Source organism: Campylobacter sp. 1569 (assembly GCF_024723675.1).
Taxonomy (GTDB): domain Bacteria; phylum Campylobacterota; class Campylobacteria; order Campylobacterales; family Campylobacteraceae; genus Campylobacter_D; species Campylobacter_D jejuni_C.
In genome coordinates, this window is sequence record NZ_JANQDB010000005.1 from 76904 (window position 1) to 91947 (window position 15044).

Annotated in this window: 20 protein-coding genes; 4 read left to right on the forward strand and 16 right to left on the reverse strand. The window is 30.4% G+C overall.

Features of this window, described 5'->3' with window-relative positions; all coding sequences use genetic code 11:
- Positions 1 to 2: 2 nt before the first annotated feature.
- The 3 genes from CAMP5060_RS03770 to CAMP5060_RS03780 are packed head-to-tail and all read right to left on the reverse strand — an operon-like array spanning position 3 to position 1734.
- Positions 3 to 1076: an epoxyqueuosine reductase QueH gene (locus tag CAMP5060_RS03770; protein ID WP_337217933.1), complete on the reverse strand. Its 1074-nt coding sequence runs from the start codon at positions 1074 to 1076 to the stop codon at positions 3 to 5.
- Positions 1070 to 1531, reverse strand: a complete 462-nt coding sequence (gene bcp, locus CAMP5060_RS03775) for a thioredoxin-dependent thiol peroxidase (protein ID WP_039668862.1) — start codon at positions 1529 to 1531, stop codon at positions 1070 to 1072. The genes CAMP5060_RS03770 and bcp overlap by 7 nt, the downstream gene beginning before the upstream one ends.
- Positions 1528 to 1734 carry a tautomerase family protein gene (locus tag CAMP5060_RS03780; protein WP_039619281.1) on the reverse strand — a complete coding sequence of 69 codons (207 nt, stop codon included), beginning with the start codon at positions 1732 to 1734 and terminating at the stop codon, positions 1528 to 1530. The genes bcp and CAMP5060_RS03780 overlap by 4 nt, the downstream gene beginning before the upstream one ends.
- Positions 1735 to 1831: 97 nt before the next feature.
- On the opposite strand from CAMP5060_RS03780, the gene ilvE reads away from it, so the two are divergent.
- Genes ilvE through CAMP5060_RS03800 form a run of 4 tightly spaced genes read left to right on the forward strand, consistent with a single transcriptional unit; the run spans position 1832 to position 4908 of the window.
- Positions 1832 to 2746, forward strand: coding sequence for a branched-chain-amino-acid transaminase (ilvE, locus tag CAMP5060_RS03785; protein WP_087699726.1), 915 nt, complete (start codon positions 1832 to 1834; stop codon positions 2744 to 2746).
- A gap of 12 nt (positions 2747 to 2758) precedes the next feature.
- Positions 2759 to 3829 (forward strand): prohibitin family protein, encoded by a 1071-nt coding sequence (locus CAMP5060_RS03790; RefSeq protein WP_087699728.1) that lies wholly within the window; start codon positions 2759 to 2761, stop codon positions 3827 to 3829.
- Positions 3830 to 3840: 11 nt separating this feature from the next.
- Entirely contained in the window at positions 3841 to 4377 is a 537-nt protein-coding gene (locus CAMP5060_RS03795; RefSeq protein ID WP_337217934.1) for a DUF2393 family protein, read from the forward strand.
- 42 nt (positions 4378 to 4419) lie between these two features.
- Positions 4420 to 4908, forward strand: coding sequence for a DUF2393 family protein (locus tag CAMP5060_RS03800; protein WP_337217952.1), 489 nt, complete (start codon positions 4420 to 4422; stop codon positions 4906 to 4908).
- Between the two features lie 3 nt (positions 4909 to 4911).
- Here CAMP5060_RS03800 and purF read toward each other — a convergent pair whose 3' ends face one another.
- The 13 genes from purF to rpmE all read right to left on the reverse strand — a co-directional run bounded on the left by purF (position 4912) and on the right by rpmE (position 15021).
- Entirely contained in the window at positions 4912 to 6252 is a 1341-nt protein-coding gene (gene purF / locus CAMP5060_RS03805; protein WP_087699734.1) for an amidophosphoribosyltransferase, read from the reverse strand.
- Positions 6253 to 6981 (reverse strand): 4-hydroxy-tetrahydrodipicolinate reductase, encoded by a 729-nt coding sequence (gene dapB, locus CAMP5060_RS03810; RefSeq protein ID WP_047208648.1) that lies wholly within the window; start codon positions 6979 to 6981, stop codon positions 6253 to 6255. It lies immediately after the preceding gene.
- Positions 6982 to 7052: 71 nt separating this feature from the next.
- On the reverse strand, positions 7053 to 7343 hold the full coding sequence (locus CAMP5060_RS03815) for a PepSY-like domain-containing protein (RefSeq protein ID WP_337217935.1): 291 nt from the start codon (positions 7341 to 7343) through the stop codon (positions 7053 to 7055).
- A gap of 63 nt (positions 7344 to 7406) precedes the next feature.
- Entirely contained in the window at positions 7407 to 8345 is a 939-nt protein-coding gene (gene trxB / locus CAMP5060_RS03820) for a thioredoxin-disulfide reductase (RefSeq protein ID WP_214099993.1), read from the reverse strand.
- 117 nt (positions 8346 to 8462) lie between these two features.
- A complete protein-coding gene (gene trxA, locus CAMP5060_RS03825) occupies positions 8463 to 8777 on the reverse strand; it encodes a thioredoxin (protein ID WP_039619298.1) in 315 nt (104 codons plus the stop codon).
- A gap of 50 nt (positions 8778 to 8827) precedes the next feature.
- Positions 8828 to 9166, reverse strand: coding sequence for a YraN family protein (locus CAMP5060_RS03830; protein WP_337217936.1), 339 nt, complete (start codon positions 9164 to 9166; stop codon positions 8828 to 8830).
- Positions 9166 to 10419 (reverse strand): homoserine dehydrogenase, encoded by a 1254-nt coding sequence (locus CAMP5060_RS03835; protein ID WP_214099994.1) that lies wholly within the window; start codon positions 10417 to 10419, stop codon positions 9166 to 9168. Before CAMP5060_RS03835 ends, CAMP5060_RS03830 begins: the two co-directional genes overlap by 1 nt.
- Before the next feature lies 1 nt (position 10420).
- Positions 10421 to 11623, reverse strand: a complete 1203-nt coding sequence (locus tag CAMP5060_RS03840) for an LL-diaminopimelate aminotransferase (protein WP_337217937.1) — start codon at positions 11621 to 11623, stop codon at positions 10421 to 10423.
- Between the two features lie 11 nt (positions 11624 to 11634).
- Positions 11635 to 12441, reverse strand: coding sequence for a hypothetical protein (locus CAMP5060_RS03845; protein WP_214126226.1), 807 nt, complete (start codon positions 12439 to 12441; stop codon positions 11635 to 11637).
- Positions 12435 to 13310 carry a hypothetical protein gene (locus CAMP5060_RS03850; protein ID WP_087699747.1) on the reverse strand — a complete coding sequence of 292 codons (876 nt, stop codon included), beginning with the start codon at positions 13308 to 13310 and terminating at the stop codon, positions 12435 to 12437. Before CAMP5060_RS03850 ends, CAMP5060_RS03845 begins: the two co-directional genes overlap by 7 nt.
- Positions 13303 to 13983: a 23S rRNA (guanosine(2251)-2'-O)-methyltransferase RlmB gene (gene rlmB / locus CAMP5060_RS03855; protein WP_337217938.1), complete on the reverse strand. Its 681-nt coding sequence runs from the start codon at positions 13981 to 13983 to the stop codon at positions 13303 to 13305. Before rlmB ends, CAMP5060_RS03850 begins: the two co-directional genes overlap by 8 nt.
- 19 nt (positions 13984 to 14002) lie before the next feature.
- Positions 14003 to 14821: a 16S rRNA (cytidine(1402)-2'-O)-methyltransferase gene (gene rsmI / locus CAMP5060_RS03860; protein ID WP_214126228.1), complete on the reverse strand. Its 819-nt coding sequence runs from the start codon at positions 14819 to 14821 to the stop codon at positions 14003 to 14005.
- Positions 14821 to 15021 (reverse strand): 50S ribosomal protein L31, encoded by a 201-nt coding sequence (rpmE, locus tag CAMP5060_RS03865; protein WP_012662118.1) that lies wholly within the window; start codon positions 15019 to 15021, stop codon positions 14821 to 14823. The genes rsmI and rpmE overlap by 1 nt, the downstream gene beginning before the upstream one ends.
- Between the last annotated feature and the right edge of the window lie 23 nt (positions 15022 to 15044).

Below are 15044 nucleotides of genomic sequence, written 5' to 3' on the forward strand. Positions count from 1 at the left end.
TTTTATAACTTCACAATCTTTTCTTTACTATCAAAATAAATTTCACTTTTTGCCATAAATTCATAAGCGCCTTTAATAATATTTTCAACAATAATCACCGGTGAAAGATCATAAGCACCAAAATGCTTTTGCCTTATTTTGATTTCTTGCTCTATTTTTAAAGGATTTTGTAAAAAATCTTCGTAATTTTTAAATCGCATTTTACATAAGCTATTAAAATAATCAAAACTCCATAAATTAATCTCATCCTTTGCACTTTTATAATACTTTAAACTCTCATCTAAAATACTAAATTTGGTATAAGAATTTTTAAAATGTGAGTAAAATAAAACATGAGTTTTTATGGCTTGTTTGTTTTGTTTTATCAAAGCTCTTAACAAACGATAATTTAAAAATTTCTCTCTTTGAATTTCAAATTTAATGCCTTTTTTTTCTAAACTTTTTACTTGGTTATAAAATTTTATTTTTTCTTCTATACTTGAAGGCAATATTTGTTTATTAATAGGACTCATCAACTCATCTATAAAGGCTTTTTGACCTTTTTGTTTAGAAAGCGCATAAATACAACCACAATAATTTTGATGATAAAGCATATCTTGCTTTGCTAGGGCAAATTGTCTTTGTGTGCCTCCATTTTTTCTAAAATCAGGTGCCAAAAACTCTATGCCAAATTTATCACATTCTTTTTGTAAAGCTAATTTTAATTGCTCTAAATCTTTTTTAGGAGATGTTAAAAGAGTTGTTGTAAGTTTTTTTTCTCCTATTTTTTGGGCAAATTCAACACTTTTATGCATTCTAAAATCAAAACAAATTTGACATCTTGCGCCTTTTTCAGACTCATCCTCATAGCCCTTTACACTCTCAAGCCATTTTTCATACTCATATTCACCCTTATAAAGTTTAATGCCTAATTTATCACAACTACGCTTAACATCTAAAAATCTAAGTTCATGCTCACTATATGGATGGATGTTTGGATCATAAAAATACCCGATGATTTTCTCATCAGGATAGGCTTTGCTTAATTCTTGTATGAAATAGTGACTATCCACGCTACAACAAATATGCACTAGCATAATTCTTTTAACACCTTAAAAGCATGATCTTTAGCTTTTACATTTTTATAAATTTTTGCGATATTTCCTTCCTCATCAATTACAAAAGTAGATCTTATAAGCCCTTCATACTCTTTTCCATAATTTTTCTTTAAACCCCAAGCACCATAGAGTTTGCAAATTTCTTTTTCACTATCACTTAACAAAGTGTGTTTTAAATCATATTTTTTTATGAAATTTTCATGTGATTTCACACTATCTGGACTAATACCTATAATCACAGCATTTTGTCCTAAAAAATCTTCATAATTTTGACTAAATTCACAAGCTTGTGTAGTACAACCTGGGGTATTATCTTTTGGATAAAAATACAAAATAATTTTTTTACCCAAAAAATCACTTAGAGAAATTTTAACTCCATCTTGATTTAAAAGTTCAAAAACCGGGGCTTTATCACCAATTTGTAATTCTTTCATTTTTTACCTTTCAATCTTAATTTTTCTACACTTTCACCACCAAAAGCAATATTATATGGCTCAATATCTTCTAGCATTATGACTATATTTTGCTTTGGCTTATTATATTTTGTATGCAAAAGCTCTGTAATATCTGCTATCAACTCTTCTTTTTGCGCTTTGCTAAATTCTGGTTTAGCAAGTTTGATATTAATAATAGGCATTGTTTTTCCTTGCTTTAAATAAAGAATTTTACTATATTCTAGCAATTATTAGTATATTTTTGATAAAATTAGTTTTATTTTCAATAAAGGCTTGGTTATGATTAGGGCAAAAAAAATTTGGATGGATGGAAAAATCATTAATTTTGATGATGCAAAAATTCATGTTTTAACACATTCATTACATTATGCAAATGCAGTTTTTGAAGGAACAAGAGCTTATAAAACACAAAATGGTTTAGCAATTTTTAGATTAAAAGAACATACTAAAAGACTTTTAGAGTCTGCAAAAATCACTTTAATCAACTCACCTTTTTCTCAAGAAGAACTTGAAAATGCGCAAGTTGAACTTTTAAGAGCAAATGATTTTCAAAATAACACTTATTTGCGCCCATTGATCTTTTTAGGTGATGGAACAATGGGAGTTTATCATGCTAAAGCTCCTGTTAGAGTGGCTATTGCTGCTTGGGAATGGGGTGCTTATTTGGGCGAAGAAGGCTTGGAAAAAGGTATTAAGGTTAAAATTTCTTCTTTTGCTAGAAATAGTGTAAAATCTAGCTTAGGTAAAGCCAAAGCAAGCGCAAATTACTTGAATTCTCAAATGGCTAAATATGAAGCTATAGAAGCAGGATATGAAGAAGCTTTAATGCTTGATGAAGAGGGTTTTGTAGCAGAAGGAACAGGCGAGTGCTTTTTTATGGTTAAAGATGGAAAATTAATCACCCCGCCAAATGATTTTTCATTAAAAAGTATCACTCAAGATACTGTTTTAAAAATTGCACATGATTTGGGCATAAGCGTAATGCGCCAAAGAATTTCAAGAGATGAAGTTTATGTGGCCGATGAAGCATTTTTCACAGGAACTGCAGCAGAAATAACTCCGATAAATAATATTGATGCAAGAATTATAGGAAATGGAAAAAGAGGTGAGCTAACAACAAAGCTTCAAAATGCGTATTTTGATATAGTTTATGGACGCAATGAAAAATACGCTTCTATGCTAACTTATATTTAATAAAGGAACTAAATGCCAGCTGATTTGAATGATTATTTTAATAAAAAAAACAATCAAAACAACAATAAGCAAAATTTAAATTTCAAAGCTCCTGATTTTAATTTCAAGGGTTTTGGAAAATTTTCTCCATTAATTTATAGTGCGATTGCGATTATTTTAGTTTTTGCACTTTTTAAACCTTTTGCAATAGTTAATTCAGGGGAAATGGGGATCAAGTCTACCACGGGTAAATACAGTCCTACTCCGCTTGAGCCAGGACTTCATTTTTTTATGCCAGTATTGCAAAAAATCACTATAGTAGATACTAGAGTAAGACAAATTAATTATGCTTCCATTGAAGGCGTAAATGAAAATTTACAAATAGGCTCAGGAGTTGTAAATAAAAATAGTATTTCAGTACTTGATTCAAGAGGTTTGCCTGTATCTATTGATGTAACCGTTCAATATAGATTAAATCCTTTGCAAGTTCCTCAAACCATAGCTACTTGGGGGCTTAATTGGGAAAATAAAATCATTGATCCAGTTGTAAGAGATGTAGTAAGAAATGTAGTAGGTCAATATACTGCGGAAGAACTTCCAACAAATCGTAACACCATAGCAGTGCAAATTGATCAAGGCATTAGAAAAACTATAGAAAGCCAACCAAATGAGCCTGCTGAACTCCAAGCAGTACAGCTTAGAGAAATTATCTTACCTATAAAAGTAAAAGAGCAAATCGAAAGAGTGCAAATTGCCAAACAAGAAGCTGAAAGAACTAAATATGAGGTTGAAAGAGCTAACCAAGAAGCACTTAAAAAAGCAGCTTTAGCTGAGGGGGAAGCAAATGCAACCATTATTAGTGCTAAAGGTAGAGCGAGTGCAGTTAAAATTGAAGCTGATGCTCAAGCATATTCAAACAGAGAAATAGCAAAAAGTTTAAACAATCCTTTACTTGATTTAAAGCAAATCGAAACTCAAAAGCAATTTAATGAGGCTCTTAAGGTTAACAAAGATGCTAAAATTTTCTTAACACCTGGTGGAGCTGTGCCAAATATTTGGGTTGATAGTAAAGATAACAAAAGAACGAGCTCGGTAGCTAATTAAAAGATTAATTGATGAATGTTCAGTATTTTCGAGAGCAAATGGTTTTTTATACAACCCATTTGCACTTGATTGATTTTTTACTAATAGCTTTGGTTGTATTTTTTTTTATTATCACTTTATTTATTGCTTTAATTATTAGAAATAAACCTGCTTTTGCTTTTATGGTTATTTTTTTAGGAATTTTATGTTCAATTAGTATTGCATATTTGGGATATTTTTTAATTGACACCAAAGTAAGATCTAGAACAACTAATTTAGATCATGTACAATACTTTGTATATGACACCTCATTAAGTGTTGATTACAGCTTAACAAACACTTCTAAAAAAAGTTTTAAATATTGCAAATTAAATGTGGAAGTCTTTAAAAAAAGTGATGAAAATAATAGTTTTAGAGATTTATTGCACAATATAAAACCTTTAAAAAGCAAATCTACCATTATAGAAGAAACAATAAACCCTAACCAAACCATTAATTTTAAAACCAAATTTTCCGATTTTAAGGAAGGTCAAAATTTTGACATTAAAATTTATTCTAAGTGTTTTTAAATGGGATATTTTAATTTTTTTCATATTCTAATCATTTTCATTATGTTAGCTTCCACAGGCTTGACTTGGGTTTTACTTTACTTAAAAGTTCAAAATAAAAAATATATGATTATTTTTTGCGTAGTAAGTTTTATACTTGCTTTAATTTTAACCATCTCACTACTGCTAACCATAGATCAATACACTAAAAAGGCAAGTTTGAGTAATTTTTCAACATACAGACGCTTAGCAACAGAAAGCATTATAGTCAAAGGTAGAATTACCAACGACACTAATTTTAAGCTTTCAGAGTGTTTTTTAGAGCTTAGAATAATTGATGATAATAAAAAACATGAAGTTAGTGGCGAAATTTTTAATCAACAAAATTTTGATAGTATCAAAAGAGCAAACCAACAACAAAGAGATGCGTCATATAATATAAATATTGCAAAAAACTTACCAGGGCATACCTATAAAGATTTTTCATTTGAAGTGGGGTTGCCACCTCATTTTCAAAGTTACAAGATATTCAAACAATTAAAATGCAGATGAGGGTTATTTAATAAAATAATCCCCATCGAAACTAATCAAAGAATATTTTCTTTCATCGCCTATACTTGAAACTAATTCATCAATATCTAAAAAAGTCAAGCTATCTGCGCCTGTATATTCTCTAACCTCTTCAACGCTCTTATTAGCCGAGATTAGTTCTTCAAAAGTAGGAGTATCTATACCGTAAATATCAGGAAATTTGATTTCTGGGCATGCTATAGCCAAATGGATTTTTCTTGCACCTGCCTGTTTTAAAAGTGCGATGATTTTTTTAGAAGTTGTTCCTCTTACCACACTATCATCAATCACTACTATATCTTTGCCTTCTAAAACTTTTTTCATAGGATTGAGTTTTAGTTTTACTTTCAAATTTCTCATTTCTTGAGTTGGCTCTATAAAGGTTCTGCCTACGTAATGATTTCTCACTATTGCCATTTCAAGTGGGATTTTTAAATATTGCGCAAAACCTATAGCAGCACTCACGCCACTATCTGGAACTGGCACTACAAAATCCACTTTTTCTTTAAATTTTTTAGCTAGGGCTTCACCCATTTTTTTACGCACTTCATATACGCTTTTACCTTCTATAATACTATCGGGTCTAGCAAAATAAATATATTCAAATGCGCAAATTCTTGGATCTGTCTTATCAAAAACTTGAATACTTTCAAACTCATCACTACCTTGAGTAAAAACTAGCATCTCACCTGGCTTTACATCACGAATAAATTCAGCCTCTATCAAATCAAAAGCACAAGTTTCACTCACTACAATATACCCGCCATCTTTTAATCTGCCTAAAGACAAAGGTCTAACCCCGTAAGGATCTCTTACTACAAAAAGTTGATTTTTACTAGCAAGCATAAAGCAATATGCTCCCTTGCTTTGAGTCAAGCTTTCTATAAATCTATCTTTTAAAGTTTCTTTTTTGCTTTTTGCTATTAAATGTACCACATTTTCTGTGTCCATATTTGAGTGAAAAATAGCGCCACTATCAATTAGCTCTTTTCTAACTTCTTCTTTATTAATTAAATTTCCATTATGTACTAAAGAAATATCCCCCAAAGAACAAGTAGCCGCAACAGGCTGTGCATCATGCAAAGAAGAATTTCCTGCCGTAGAATAACGATTATGTCCTATAGCTATCTCGCCTTTTAATCCTGCTAAAATTTGAGTATTAAAAATTTGTCCAACCTCACCTTTAGCTTTATGAGTTTTGATATTTAAACCATCACTTACACTAATCCCGCTTGCTTCTTGTCCGCGGTGCTGCATTGCAAATAAAGCATAATAAGCCACCGTACTTGCATTTTTTGAATTAATTACTCCAACTACTGCACACATTTAAATTCCTAAACAATCATCTATATCATATAAGCCATTTTCTTGAGAAACTAGCCATTTTGCACATTTTATTGCACCTTTTGCAAAAGTAGCTCGTGATGTTGCGGTATGATTTAACTCTATAAATTCACCTTCATTGTAAAAACCAACCCTATGTGAACCCACTATATCGCCACCTCTTAAACTCATCACTGCAATTTCATCTTTGCTTCTTTGCCCAATAATCCCATCTCTACCGCTTACTCTAACTTTTTCTAAGTCTAAATTTCTAGCCTTTGCAACACTTTGTGCTAAAGTCATCGCAGTACCACTTGGAGCATCTTTTTTCTTATTATGGTGCATTTCAAGTATTTCTATATCAAAATCTCTCAAAGCCTCACTAGCTAAATAAGAAAGTTTTTTTAAAATCGCCACACCCAAAGACATATTAGTTGCATAAAGAATAGGCATAGTAATACTTGCACTTTGCATCAATTCATTTTGCTTAGCATCTAAACCTGTAGTGCCTATCACCAAAGGCTTAGGATTACTTCTTGCGTATAAAAGCAAATCCTCACAACCCTTTGGAGTAGAAAAATCAATAATCACATCACATTTATTAAAAAAATCTTCATAATTTGATCCTTGATCAAAAAACGCACTAGCCTTTGCCTGCTCATCATCTTCTAAGCAAAGTCTTATTTGAGTACCCATACGCCCGTTACTTCCATGAATTCCAATATTAATCATTTTAAAATCTGCCTTTTTAGAATTTGGAAAATTGTAGCGTTTATTTATTTAAAAGCAAATAACTCTTTTAATTAATCATCCCATTTTTGACCTAAAAAATTTCCATTTCTATCAAAAAACATTTCCATATTATTACTTAGTTTAATTTCATATCCAAACTCTTCCCAATCTACATCTACAATAAAAGCTCTAGGAAAGGAACTTTGAATTTTATCCATAATAGGTTTAGAAAGTCCGTAATAATTTTGCGCATAAGGATTATACTGAGGCATATTTTGTTGATACAAGTTAGCATTTTGTTGTGTAATATTTGCACTAGCCATTAGCACTAAAGTTGTACTTAGAATTAGTATTTTTTTCATTTTAGATTCTCCTTAATTTTTATAGGAGAATCTTAATTAGTTTTTGTGAAATTTAAGTGAATATTAATGTAAGCTTTCAATATAAGCTAAAGCGCTAAGCGCTGCAACCGCTCCATCACCTGCTGCGCATATTACTTGTTTTGGCGCATCTTTTCTTAAATCACCTGCTGCAAATAATCCTGCAATATTAGTTTGCATTTTAAGATCTACACTCACTTGACCGCCTTCTTCCATGGCACATAAAAACTCACCATTGTCTTGTTTTAAGATTTCATTTCTTACATTTAATCCAACAAAGGTAAAGATTCCAGGCACATCAAGTTCTCTTTTAGAGCCATCATTAAATGCTATTTTAATTTTATTAACACCCATATTATCACCACAAACCTCATCAACTACTGCATTTGTGATTAATTCTATTTTTTCATTATTCTTTACTTTTTCAACTGTTGAAGGCGCTGCTCTAAATTCATCTCTTCTGTGGATTAAATATACTTTTGAGCAAATATTAGCTAGATATAATGCTTCTTCTAAGGCTGTATCTCCACCACCCAAAACAGCTACTTCTTTGTTTTTATAAAAAAAGCCATCACAAGTTGCACAAGTACTTACACCTTTACCAAAAAATTCATCCTCACCCTTAAAACCAGCACGACGCGGTGTAGAACCTGTGCATACAATTACAGCTTTTGCTTGTTCATTTTTACCACCTTCTAATTTTATATTAAAACTTCCATCAGTATTTTTGCTAATTTGTTCTACACCTACCATTTCATGTTTTAAACCAAAACGCATACATTGCTCATTCCAAGGAGCCATAAAAGAAATTCCATCTAAAACTTGAGCAACGCCAGGGTAATTTTCAATTTCTGAACTTGAAGTAATTTGTCCGCCAGGCATACCTTTTTCAAACATGACAACATTTTTTAATCCACCTCTTGTAGCATACAAACCGGCACTTAAACCCGCAGGTCCACCACCTATAATAGCTAAATCCAACATAATATTTTCCTTGTAGTTTTATTTATAGGTATTATACAAATTTTTCTTTAATTATAAATAATAAAAATTATTAAATAGTAAAAAATATGAAGAAAAGCCACAAAAAGTGGCTTAAGATTATAAAAGTGAGTTTAGTTTGTCTGCTAAAGCTTGTTTTGATTGAGCGCCCACTAGCTGATCAACCACTTCGCCATCTTTAAAGAAAATGATAGTTGGGATAGATCTTACACCAAATTGTGCAGCCAAATCGCCTTGCTCATCTGTATTTACTTTACAAATTTTAGCCTTACCATCAAAATCATTTGCAAGCTCATCAATTACTGGTGCAAGCATTCTACAAGGTCCACACCATGGAGCCCAAAAATCTACTAAAGCTACACCTTCTTTTGCTTGTGCAAAATTTTCTGTAGTTAAATCAATATATTTTCCCATTTTTTCTCCTTTATTTTTTCACATTTTATTAAATTAGAATAAATATTCTCTTAATAACCGATGTTCTCTAAAAGTTTTGTATCATCTTTATATACACAAAGCAAATCTATTTGATAATTCTCATCACTTTTGTGTTTCATAAAGTAATATTCTATAGTCTTAACAATTTTATTATATTTTTTATTATCTAATCTATATTCTACTTCATAATCACCTTGTGTGCTTTTAACTTCAACAAAATGTAAAATTTTATCTTTTTTAGCAATGATATCGATTTCTCCGAATTTAGAATGAAAATTTCTTTTTAAAATTTCAAAACCTTGAGTTTTTAAATACTCACACGCTAAATCCTCTCCTTTTTTACCAAAAAGATACTGCATAAGCGCCATTAATCTTCTATTCTCATCATAAAAACATCATCTTTTACAAATTCTTGTTCTCTAAGCTTTTGAGTTAAAATTTGTATATTTTTTTCATATGTTTGATGAGTAATGAAAAATAAAGTACTACAATCTTGCTTTTCTTTTTTAGGTTTTTGTAAAAATGTATCAATTGAAATTTGATGTTCACTCATTAATTGTGTAATTTTTGATAAAACCCCTATTTTGTCTAATACTTTTAATCTTAAATAATATCTTGTATAAATTTCATCTTTGTTTAAAACTTTATAAGAGGTATCATTTAAATATCCAAAAATAGCACTGTTTTTTTCTTTTCTTGCTATATCGATTAAATCTGCTATCACAGCACTTGCAGTTGCCTTGCCACCTGCTCCTGGGCCATAATATAAACTTTCACCCAAAATATCTCCATCAACGCTAATAGCATTCATCACTCCATCAACTTTTGCTAACATTTTGTCTTTATTTAACATAGCAGGATGAACCCTTAGCTCTATTTTTTCATCTTTTATTTTAGCAATACCCAAATGCTTTATGGTGTATTCAAATTCTTTTGCAAAATAAATATCTTCATCACTTACCTTACTAATACCTTCAATCAAGATATCTTCAGGTTTTACTCTTAGTCCATAAGCAATATTTGCTAAAATCAAAAGTTTATGCGCAGCATCAAAACCTTCTATATCAAAAGTTGGATCAGTTTCAGCATATCCTAAATCTTGTGCTTTTTTTAATACTTCTTGAAATTTAGCATTATCCTCAGTCATTTTACTTAAAATATAATTGCTTGTACCATTTAAAATACCTTTAATAGAAACAATATTATTAGCACTCAAACCCTCTTTTAAAATTTTAATAATAGGAATTCCACCTGCCACACTTGCCTCATAACCAAAAGCTGTATCTTGTGCTAATTTTTCAAGCTCATAACGATGATAAGCAAGCAAAGCTTTATTAGCGGTTACTACTGATTTTTTTCTTTTTAAAATCTTTGAAATTATCTCAAAAGGTAAATCAATACCACCCATTAACTCCACAAACACATCAATATCTTCACGCTCTAAAACCTCATCAATATCATTTACTACAGGAATCAATGCATTTGGCTTTGGATTTCTTGCCAAAGCAATCACTGGAATAATTTCTTCATCACATCTTGCTTTGATTAAATCTTGATTTTTTAACAAAGTTTCTACAACAGCACTTCCTACCGTGCCATAGCCTAAAATTGCTATTTTCATTTTATTCTCTTAAATATTTTTTTATATTTCTTGCTGCTTGACGAATGCGGTTTTCATTTTCTATTAAAGCTATTCTAACATACTCATTACCCGCTTCACCAAAGCCAACTCCAGGGCTTACTGCTACATTTGCTTTCCGCAAAAGCTGTTTGGAAAATTCCATACTACCAAGATGAGCCTTACTTTGAGGAAGTTTTGCCCAAACAAACATGCTTGCATTAGGCTTTTTCAGCTCCCATCCTGCTTGAAAAAACGAATCAAGTAAGACTTCTAATCTTTTTGTATAAGTTGCTTTAATCTCTTCAACACAAGTTTGATCTCCATCTAAAGCTATAGTAGCAGCGACTTGTATAGGAGTATACATACCATAGTCAAACCAAGATTTGATTTTTTTCAAAGCTGCAATTAAGCATTTATTGCCTACCACAAAGCCCACACGCCAACCTGCCATATTGTAAGATTTTGAGAGCGTATAAGTTTCTACTGCTACATCTTTAGCACCTTCAACTTCAAAAATCGAAGGAGTTTTATAAGACCCAAAAGTCAAATCTGCATAAGCAATATCAGAAATAATATAAAATCTTTCTTTTTTTGCCATAGCAACTAATCTCTCATAAAAACTTTTTTCCACTGTAACCGTTGTAGGGTTATGCGGAAAATTTACTACTACATATTTTGGACGCGGAATGCTTTCATGTAATGTTTTTTGTAAATTTTCAAAAAAAGTATTTTCATTTAATTCATAATTTTCATTAAAATCAAAATTCATAGTCGCTACATTACCACCTGCTATGATAAAAGCTTGGGTATGTATAGGGTAAGCAGGTGTAGGCACAATAGCTACATCTCCTGGGTTAATAACGGCTCTTGCTAAATTTACAAAGCCTTCTTTAGAGCCCATCGTTGCGACAACTTCACTTTCGGGATCTAAATTGACATCATATTTTCTTTTATACCAATTGCAAATTGCAAGTCTTAGTTTATAAATTCCACTAGAAGCGGAATAACCTGAAGTTTTTTCTTTGTTTGCACTTTCACAAAGCTTGTCTATAATATGCTGAGGAGTTTTGCCATCAGGATTTCCCATAGAAAAATCTATTATATCCTCCCCTGCTCTTCTTGCTGCCATTTTAATCGCATTAACTTCAGCAAAAACATAATTTGGAAGTCTTTCTATGGTATTAAAATGAATTTCTTCAAACATCGTCCATCCTTTTAGCGTCTTAAGTAAATTTTTAAACCCCTTTTTATATTATCAAGGCTAAACATGTCCCCTATAATAGCATATTTTGCACCCAATGGTATATTTACATTTATTTCATTTTGCTTGTGTGTATTTTCTACACCTTGAATAAAATTTAAATTTTTATCTAAAAACTGAATTTTACAAAACCAAGAATCAAGATTATGCGCACTAAGCTCCATACTTTTTGCACCCTGCAAATCAATAATATATTCTCTTAAAGGTTTGTTTAATTGAGTAATGGTATTTAGTGAAATTTGAGTATTAACTTTGGGTTTTGCTTTTGAAAAGTCCAATTCATACTCATAATTTAGCTCTGAAATTTTAGAAATATCTTTAATAAAAACAGAGCTTGATAACAAGGCTTTATAAAAAACCCCTGGATCAAGCATATATTGAGAATCTACAGCTAATTTATAAGTGATATAATTTTCTCTTAAAGTTAATTCAGTTGGTATAAAATACACATATCCTAGCTCGTTTAAAGTATCGTTAATTGTTTTAAAAAATAAAACAGAATCAGCTTGAGCTTTAAAACTAAAAGTTAGAGTTTTTGGCTCATTTAATATAAAATTTGCCAAAGAATTTGTTTTTAAAATTTGAGAAATAGTGTAAATATCTACATTTCCGCGTTCATCTTTATAATCATTTCTTGCAAACAAAAGCTCTAATTTTGCATCTTTGGAATTATCATTAACAATATGTTTTGCAACTTCTAAAGCACTTAGCGCAAAAGCATTAAGGGTAAAAAAAATGGAAAATATAAAAATTCTTACCATAATTTTCCTCTATTTTCTTTGATAAATTCAGCTTTTGTAATTTGTTTGATTTTACCATCTTTAATCATTAAAAATTTAGACACGCCATTTTTAAACTCTAAAGTATTGTTATTTTCATCATTTAAACTAAAAGCAGCGTGACCTGTAGTAATTAACATATCCTTATCTAAAGATAAAACATAATCATTTTTAATAGTTAAAGAACTCTTTCTAAAAGTTTTTAAATCCACCATACCAAGCCAAAGCTCTGCACTTGGTTTTATAATGCTTTCATTGAGTAAAATGATATTTTCTTCAGGCATATTTGAGCTAGCATTATCTTCTAGTGTTTCTTCTATGGTGTTATTACTCTCATCTATTGGCTCTAAAATAGTTGTATTTGTTTCATTATTTTCCATAACATTATCAATAAAAAAATTAAGAACTGGTGTTTCATTTTCATCAACTTTTTCTTCTAAAACAACCTGCTCTTGATTTAATACATTGGTAGTATTTTCATCTAAAGTAGAACTTTGAAAAAATCTTGAAACACCCCAAGCTAAAGCTACCATCAAAAGCACTACTACTATAATCACAATATACCATACACTTGAGCTTTCTTTAGTATATGAGTTCATTCTAGGTGAAATATGCACATGATTTTTTCTCTCAATGCCATTTTCCTCTAAATACATATGATATTCTTCTAAAAAATTAGAAAAATCAAGCTCATACTCTCTTTGTAAAATTTTAATAAAGCCATTTACATTAAAGCGGGATAAAGACTTAAAATCTTTTTTAATGATATATTCAAGACAAGCTATTTCTATTTGTGTTCTTTTTTGAACTTCTAACAAATTTAAATCTTCTAATTTTTTCCAACTATCCATTTTTCATCCTATCGCAAAGTATTGCAAATGCTGCACTTACATTTAAACTATCAAAATTATTATACATTTTTATACCTACGCACTCATCGCATTTTTTAAGCACCTTTGGCGCTATACCAAAACCTTCACTTCCCATAATCAAAACTTTTTTATCTTTGGCCTTGATAGTATGTATATCACTACCTCCGCTTGCACTAGCATAGATATAAAAACCTTTTTGTTTTAATTCATTTATCATGCTTAAAATATCATCATTTAAAACTATTTTCATATCTAAAGCCGCACCACTACTTGCACGGATAACTCCATCTATAGCCACACTTTTAGCTACCAAAATAACCCCATCAGCACCCAAAGCATAAGCACTGCGCACGATAGCACCTATATTTCCAACATCGCTAATATTATATAAAATAATTATAAAATCTTTTTCTTTTAAACTCTCAAAAGAACTAAACTCAAATTCATCAATTTCCATTAAAAAACCTTGATGATTTCCACCTCTTGCTAAACTTTGTGCGGCCTTAAAATCAAGTTTTTTAATTTTTTTTGATACCTTTGCTATTTTTGAAAAATCAGCTTTTTCACATTCTTTTGCTAAATAAATTTCTTTAATTTTTTCTTTATGCTTTTCTAAGATATAAAAAAACACTTGCTTACCATAAACTATCATTTTTAAATAATAACCAAATTCAACTTAAAAGCAGTTTTTGATAATTTTCTTTTGGAGATTTTGCATTGATTTTCGAAAGAAGTTTTGCTTTTGCTTTTAAAGGTAAATCAAGCTCATAAATATCTTGCTCACACAAGGTATTTTGATGAAACTGCTTTTCTTTGGCACTTACCACTACACACCATTCACCACGCAAATCCATTATTTTTAATTTTTCCAAAACCTCTAAAGCTTCTGCTCTAAATTTAGTTTCAAATTTCTTTGTTGCTTCTTTTATGATAAAAATTTCTCGTAAAGGATCAATTTTACTAATTTCTTCTACTAAATTAAGTATTCTAGTGGGCGCTTCATAAACTATACTAGGATAAGGATTAAGCATTAAATTTTCAATATCTTTTTGTCTTTGAGGATTTTTATTAGCCAAAAAACCCATAAAAATAAATTCTTTTTTACAAAATGCACTTGAAACTAATGCAAGCAAAGCAGCATTTGATCCTGCTAAGACTTCATAGTCAATATTGTTTTTAATAGCATATTCAATTAAAAATTGTCCCGGATCGCTAATACCTGGCATACCCGCATCACTTAAATATGCAATATCTTGTTCAAAAAAACTCTCATCTATTTTTGCCAAAAAATCTTTTTCATTATGAGTATGCAAGGCTAGATATTTATCAGGTTTTATTTCTAAATTAAATTTTTCGTTAAGAAGATGGACTAAAGATTTGCAAACTCTCGTATCTTCACACAAAAAGAGTTTGCATTTTTGTAAAATTTCTAAAGAATGAAAAGAAATATCGTTTAAATTTCCTATGGGTGTAGGAATAAAATATAACATTATTGCATTGCGTATTTTTTCTTAAATTTCTCTACACGACCCGCAGCATCTACGATTTTTTCACTACCTGTAAAAAATGGATGACAACTTGAGCAAATATCAACTTTAATTTCTGGTTTATTTGACTTAGTAGTAAAAGAATTTCCACAAGCACAACTAACTTTGCATTCTACATATTCTGGATGAATTTCTTTTTTCATTGTTTATCCTTTTTCAAAACATT

Excerpts from the sequence above, each read along its gene's own strand:
- CAMP5060_RS03835 (WP_214099994.1), bottom strand. The coding sequence starts at position 10,419 with ATGAAAATAGCAATTTTAGGCTATGGCACGGTAGGAAGTGCTGTTGTA.
- CAMP5060_RS03830 (WP_337217936.1), bottom strand. The coding sequence starts at position 9,166 with ATGGCGCTTATGCAGTATCTTTTTGGTAAAAAAGGAGAGGATTTAGCG.
- purF (WP_087699734.1), bottom strand. The coding sequence starts at position 6,252 with ATGTGTGCAGTAGTTGGAGTAATTAATTCAAAAAATGCAAGTACGGTG.
- CAMP5060_RS03770 (WP_337217933.1), bottom strand. The coding sequence starts at position 1,076 with ATGCTAGTGCATATTTGTTGTAGCGTGGATAGTCACTATTTCATACAA.
- CAMP5060_RS03845 (WP_214126226.1), bottom strand. The coding sequence starts at position 12,441 with ATGGTAAGAATTTTTATATTTTCCATTTTTTTTACCCTTAATGCTTTT.
- CAMP5060_RS03840 (WP_337217937.1), bottom strand. The coding sequence starts at position 11,623 with ATGTTTGAAGAAATTCATTTTAATACCATAGAAAGACTTCCAAATTAT.
- CAMP5060_RS03850 (WP_087699747.1), bottom strand. The coding sequence starts at position 13,310 with ATGGATAGTTGGAAAAAATTAGAAGATTTAAATTTGTTAGAAGTTCAA.
- trxB (WP_214099993.1), bottom strand. The coding sequence starts at position 8,345 with ATGTTGGATTTAGCTATTATAGGTGGTGGACCTGCGGGTTTAAGTGCC.
- rlmB (WP_337217938.1), bottom strand. The coding sequence starts at position 13,983 with ATGATAGTTTATGGTAAGCAAGTGTTTTTTTATATCTTAGAAAAGCAT.
- CAMP5060_RS03780 (WP_039619281.1), bottom strand. The coding sequence starts at position 1,734 with ATGCCTATTATTAATATCAAACTTGCTAAACCAGAATTTAGCAAAGCG.
- rsmI (WP_214126228.1), bottom strand. The coding sequence starts at position 14,821 with ATGTTATATTTTATTCCTACACCCATAGGAAATTTAAACGATATTTCT.
- CAMP5060_RS03800 (WP_337217952.1), top strand. The coding sequence starts at position 4,420 with ATGTTAGCTTCCACAGGCTTGACTTGGGTTTTACTTTACTTAAAAGTT.
- dapB (WP_047208648.1), bottom strand. The coding sequence starts at position 6,981 with ATGATTAATATTGGAATTCATGGAAGTAACGGGCGTATGGGTACTCAA.
- CAMP5060_RS03790 (WP_087699728.1), top strand. The coding sequence starts at position 2,759 with ATGCCAGCTGATTTGAATGATTATTTTAATAAAAAAAACAATCAAAAC.
- CAMP5060_RS03795 (WP_337217934.1), top strand. The coding sequence starts at position 3,841 with ATGAATGTTCAGTATTTTCGAGAGCAAATGGTTTTTTATACAACCCAT.
- rpmE (WP_012662118.1), bottom strand. The coding sequence starts at position 15,021 with ATGAAAAAAGAAATTCATCCAGAATATGTAGAATGCAAAGTTAGTTGT.
- bcp (WP_039668862.1), bottom strand. The coding sequence starts at position 1,531 with ATGAAAGAATTACAAATTGGTGATAAAGCCCCGGTTTTTGAACTTTTA.
- ilvE (WP_087699726.1), top strand. The coding sequence starts at position 1,832 with ATGATTAGGGCAAAAAAAATTTGGATGGATGGAAAAATCATTAATTTT.
- CAMP5060_RS03815 (WP_337217935.1), bottom strand. The coding sequence starts at position 7,343 with ATGAAAAAAATACTAATTCTAAGTACAACTTTAGTGCTAATGGCTAGT.
- trxA (WP_039619298.1), bottom strand. The coding sequence starts at position 8,777 with ATGGGAAAATATATTGATTTAACTACAGAAAATTTTGCACAAGCAAAA.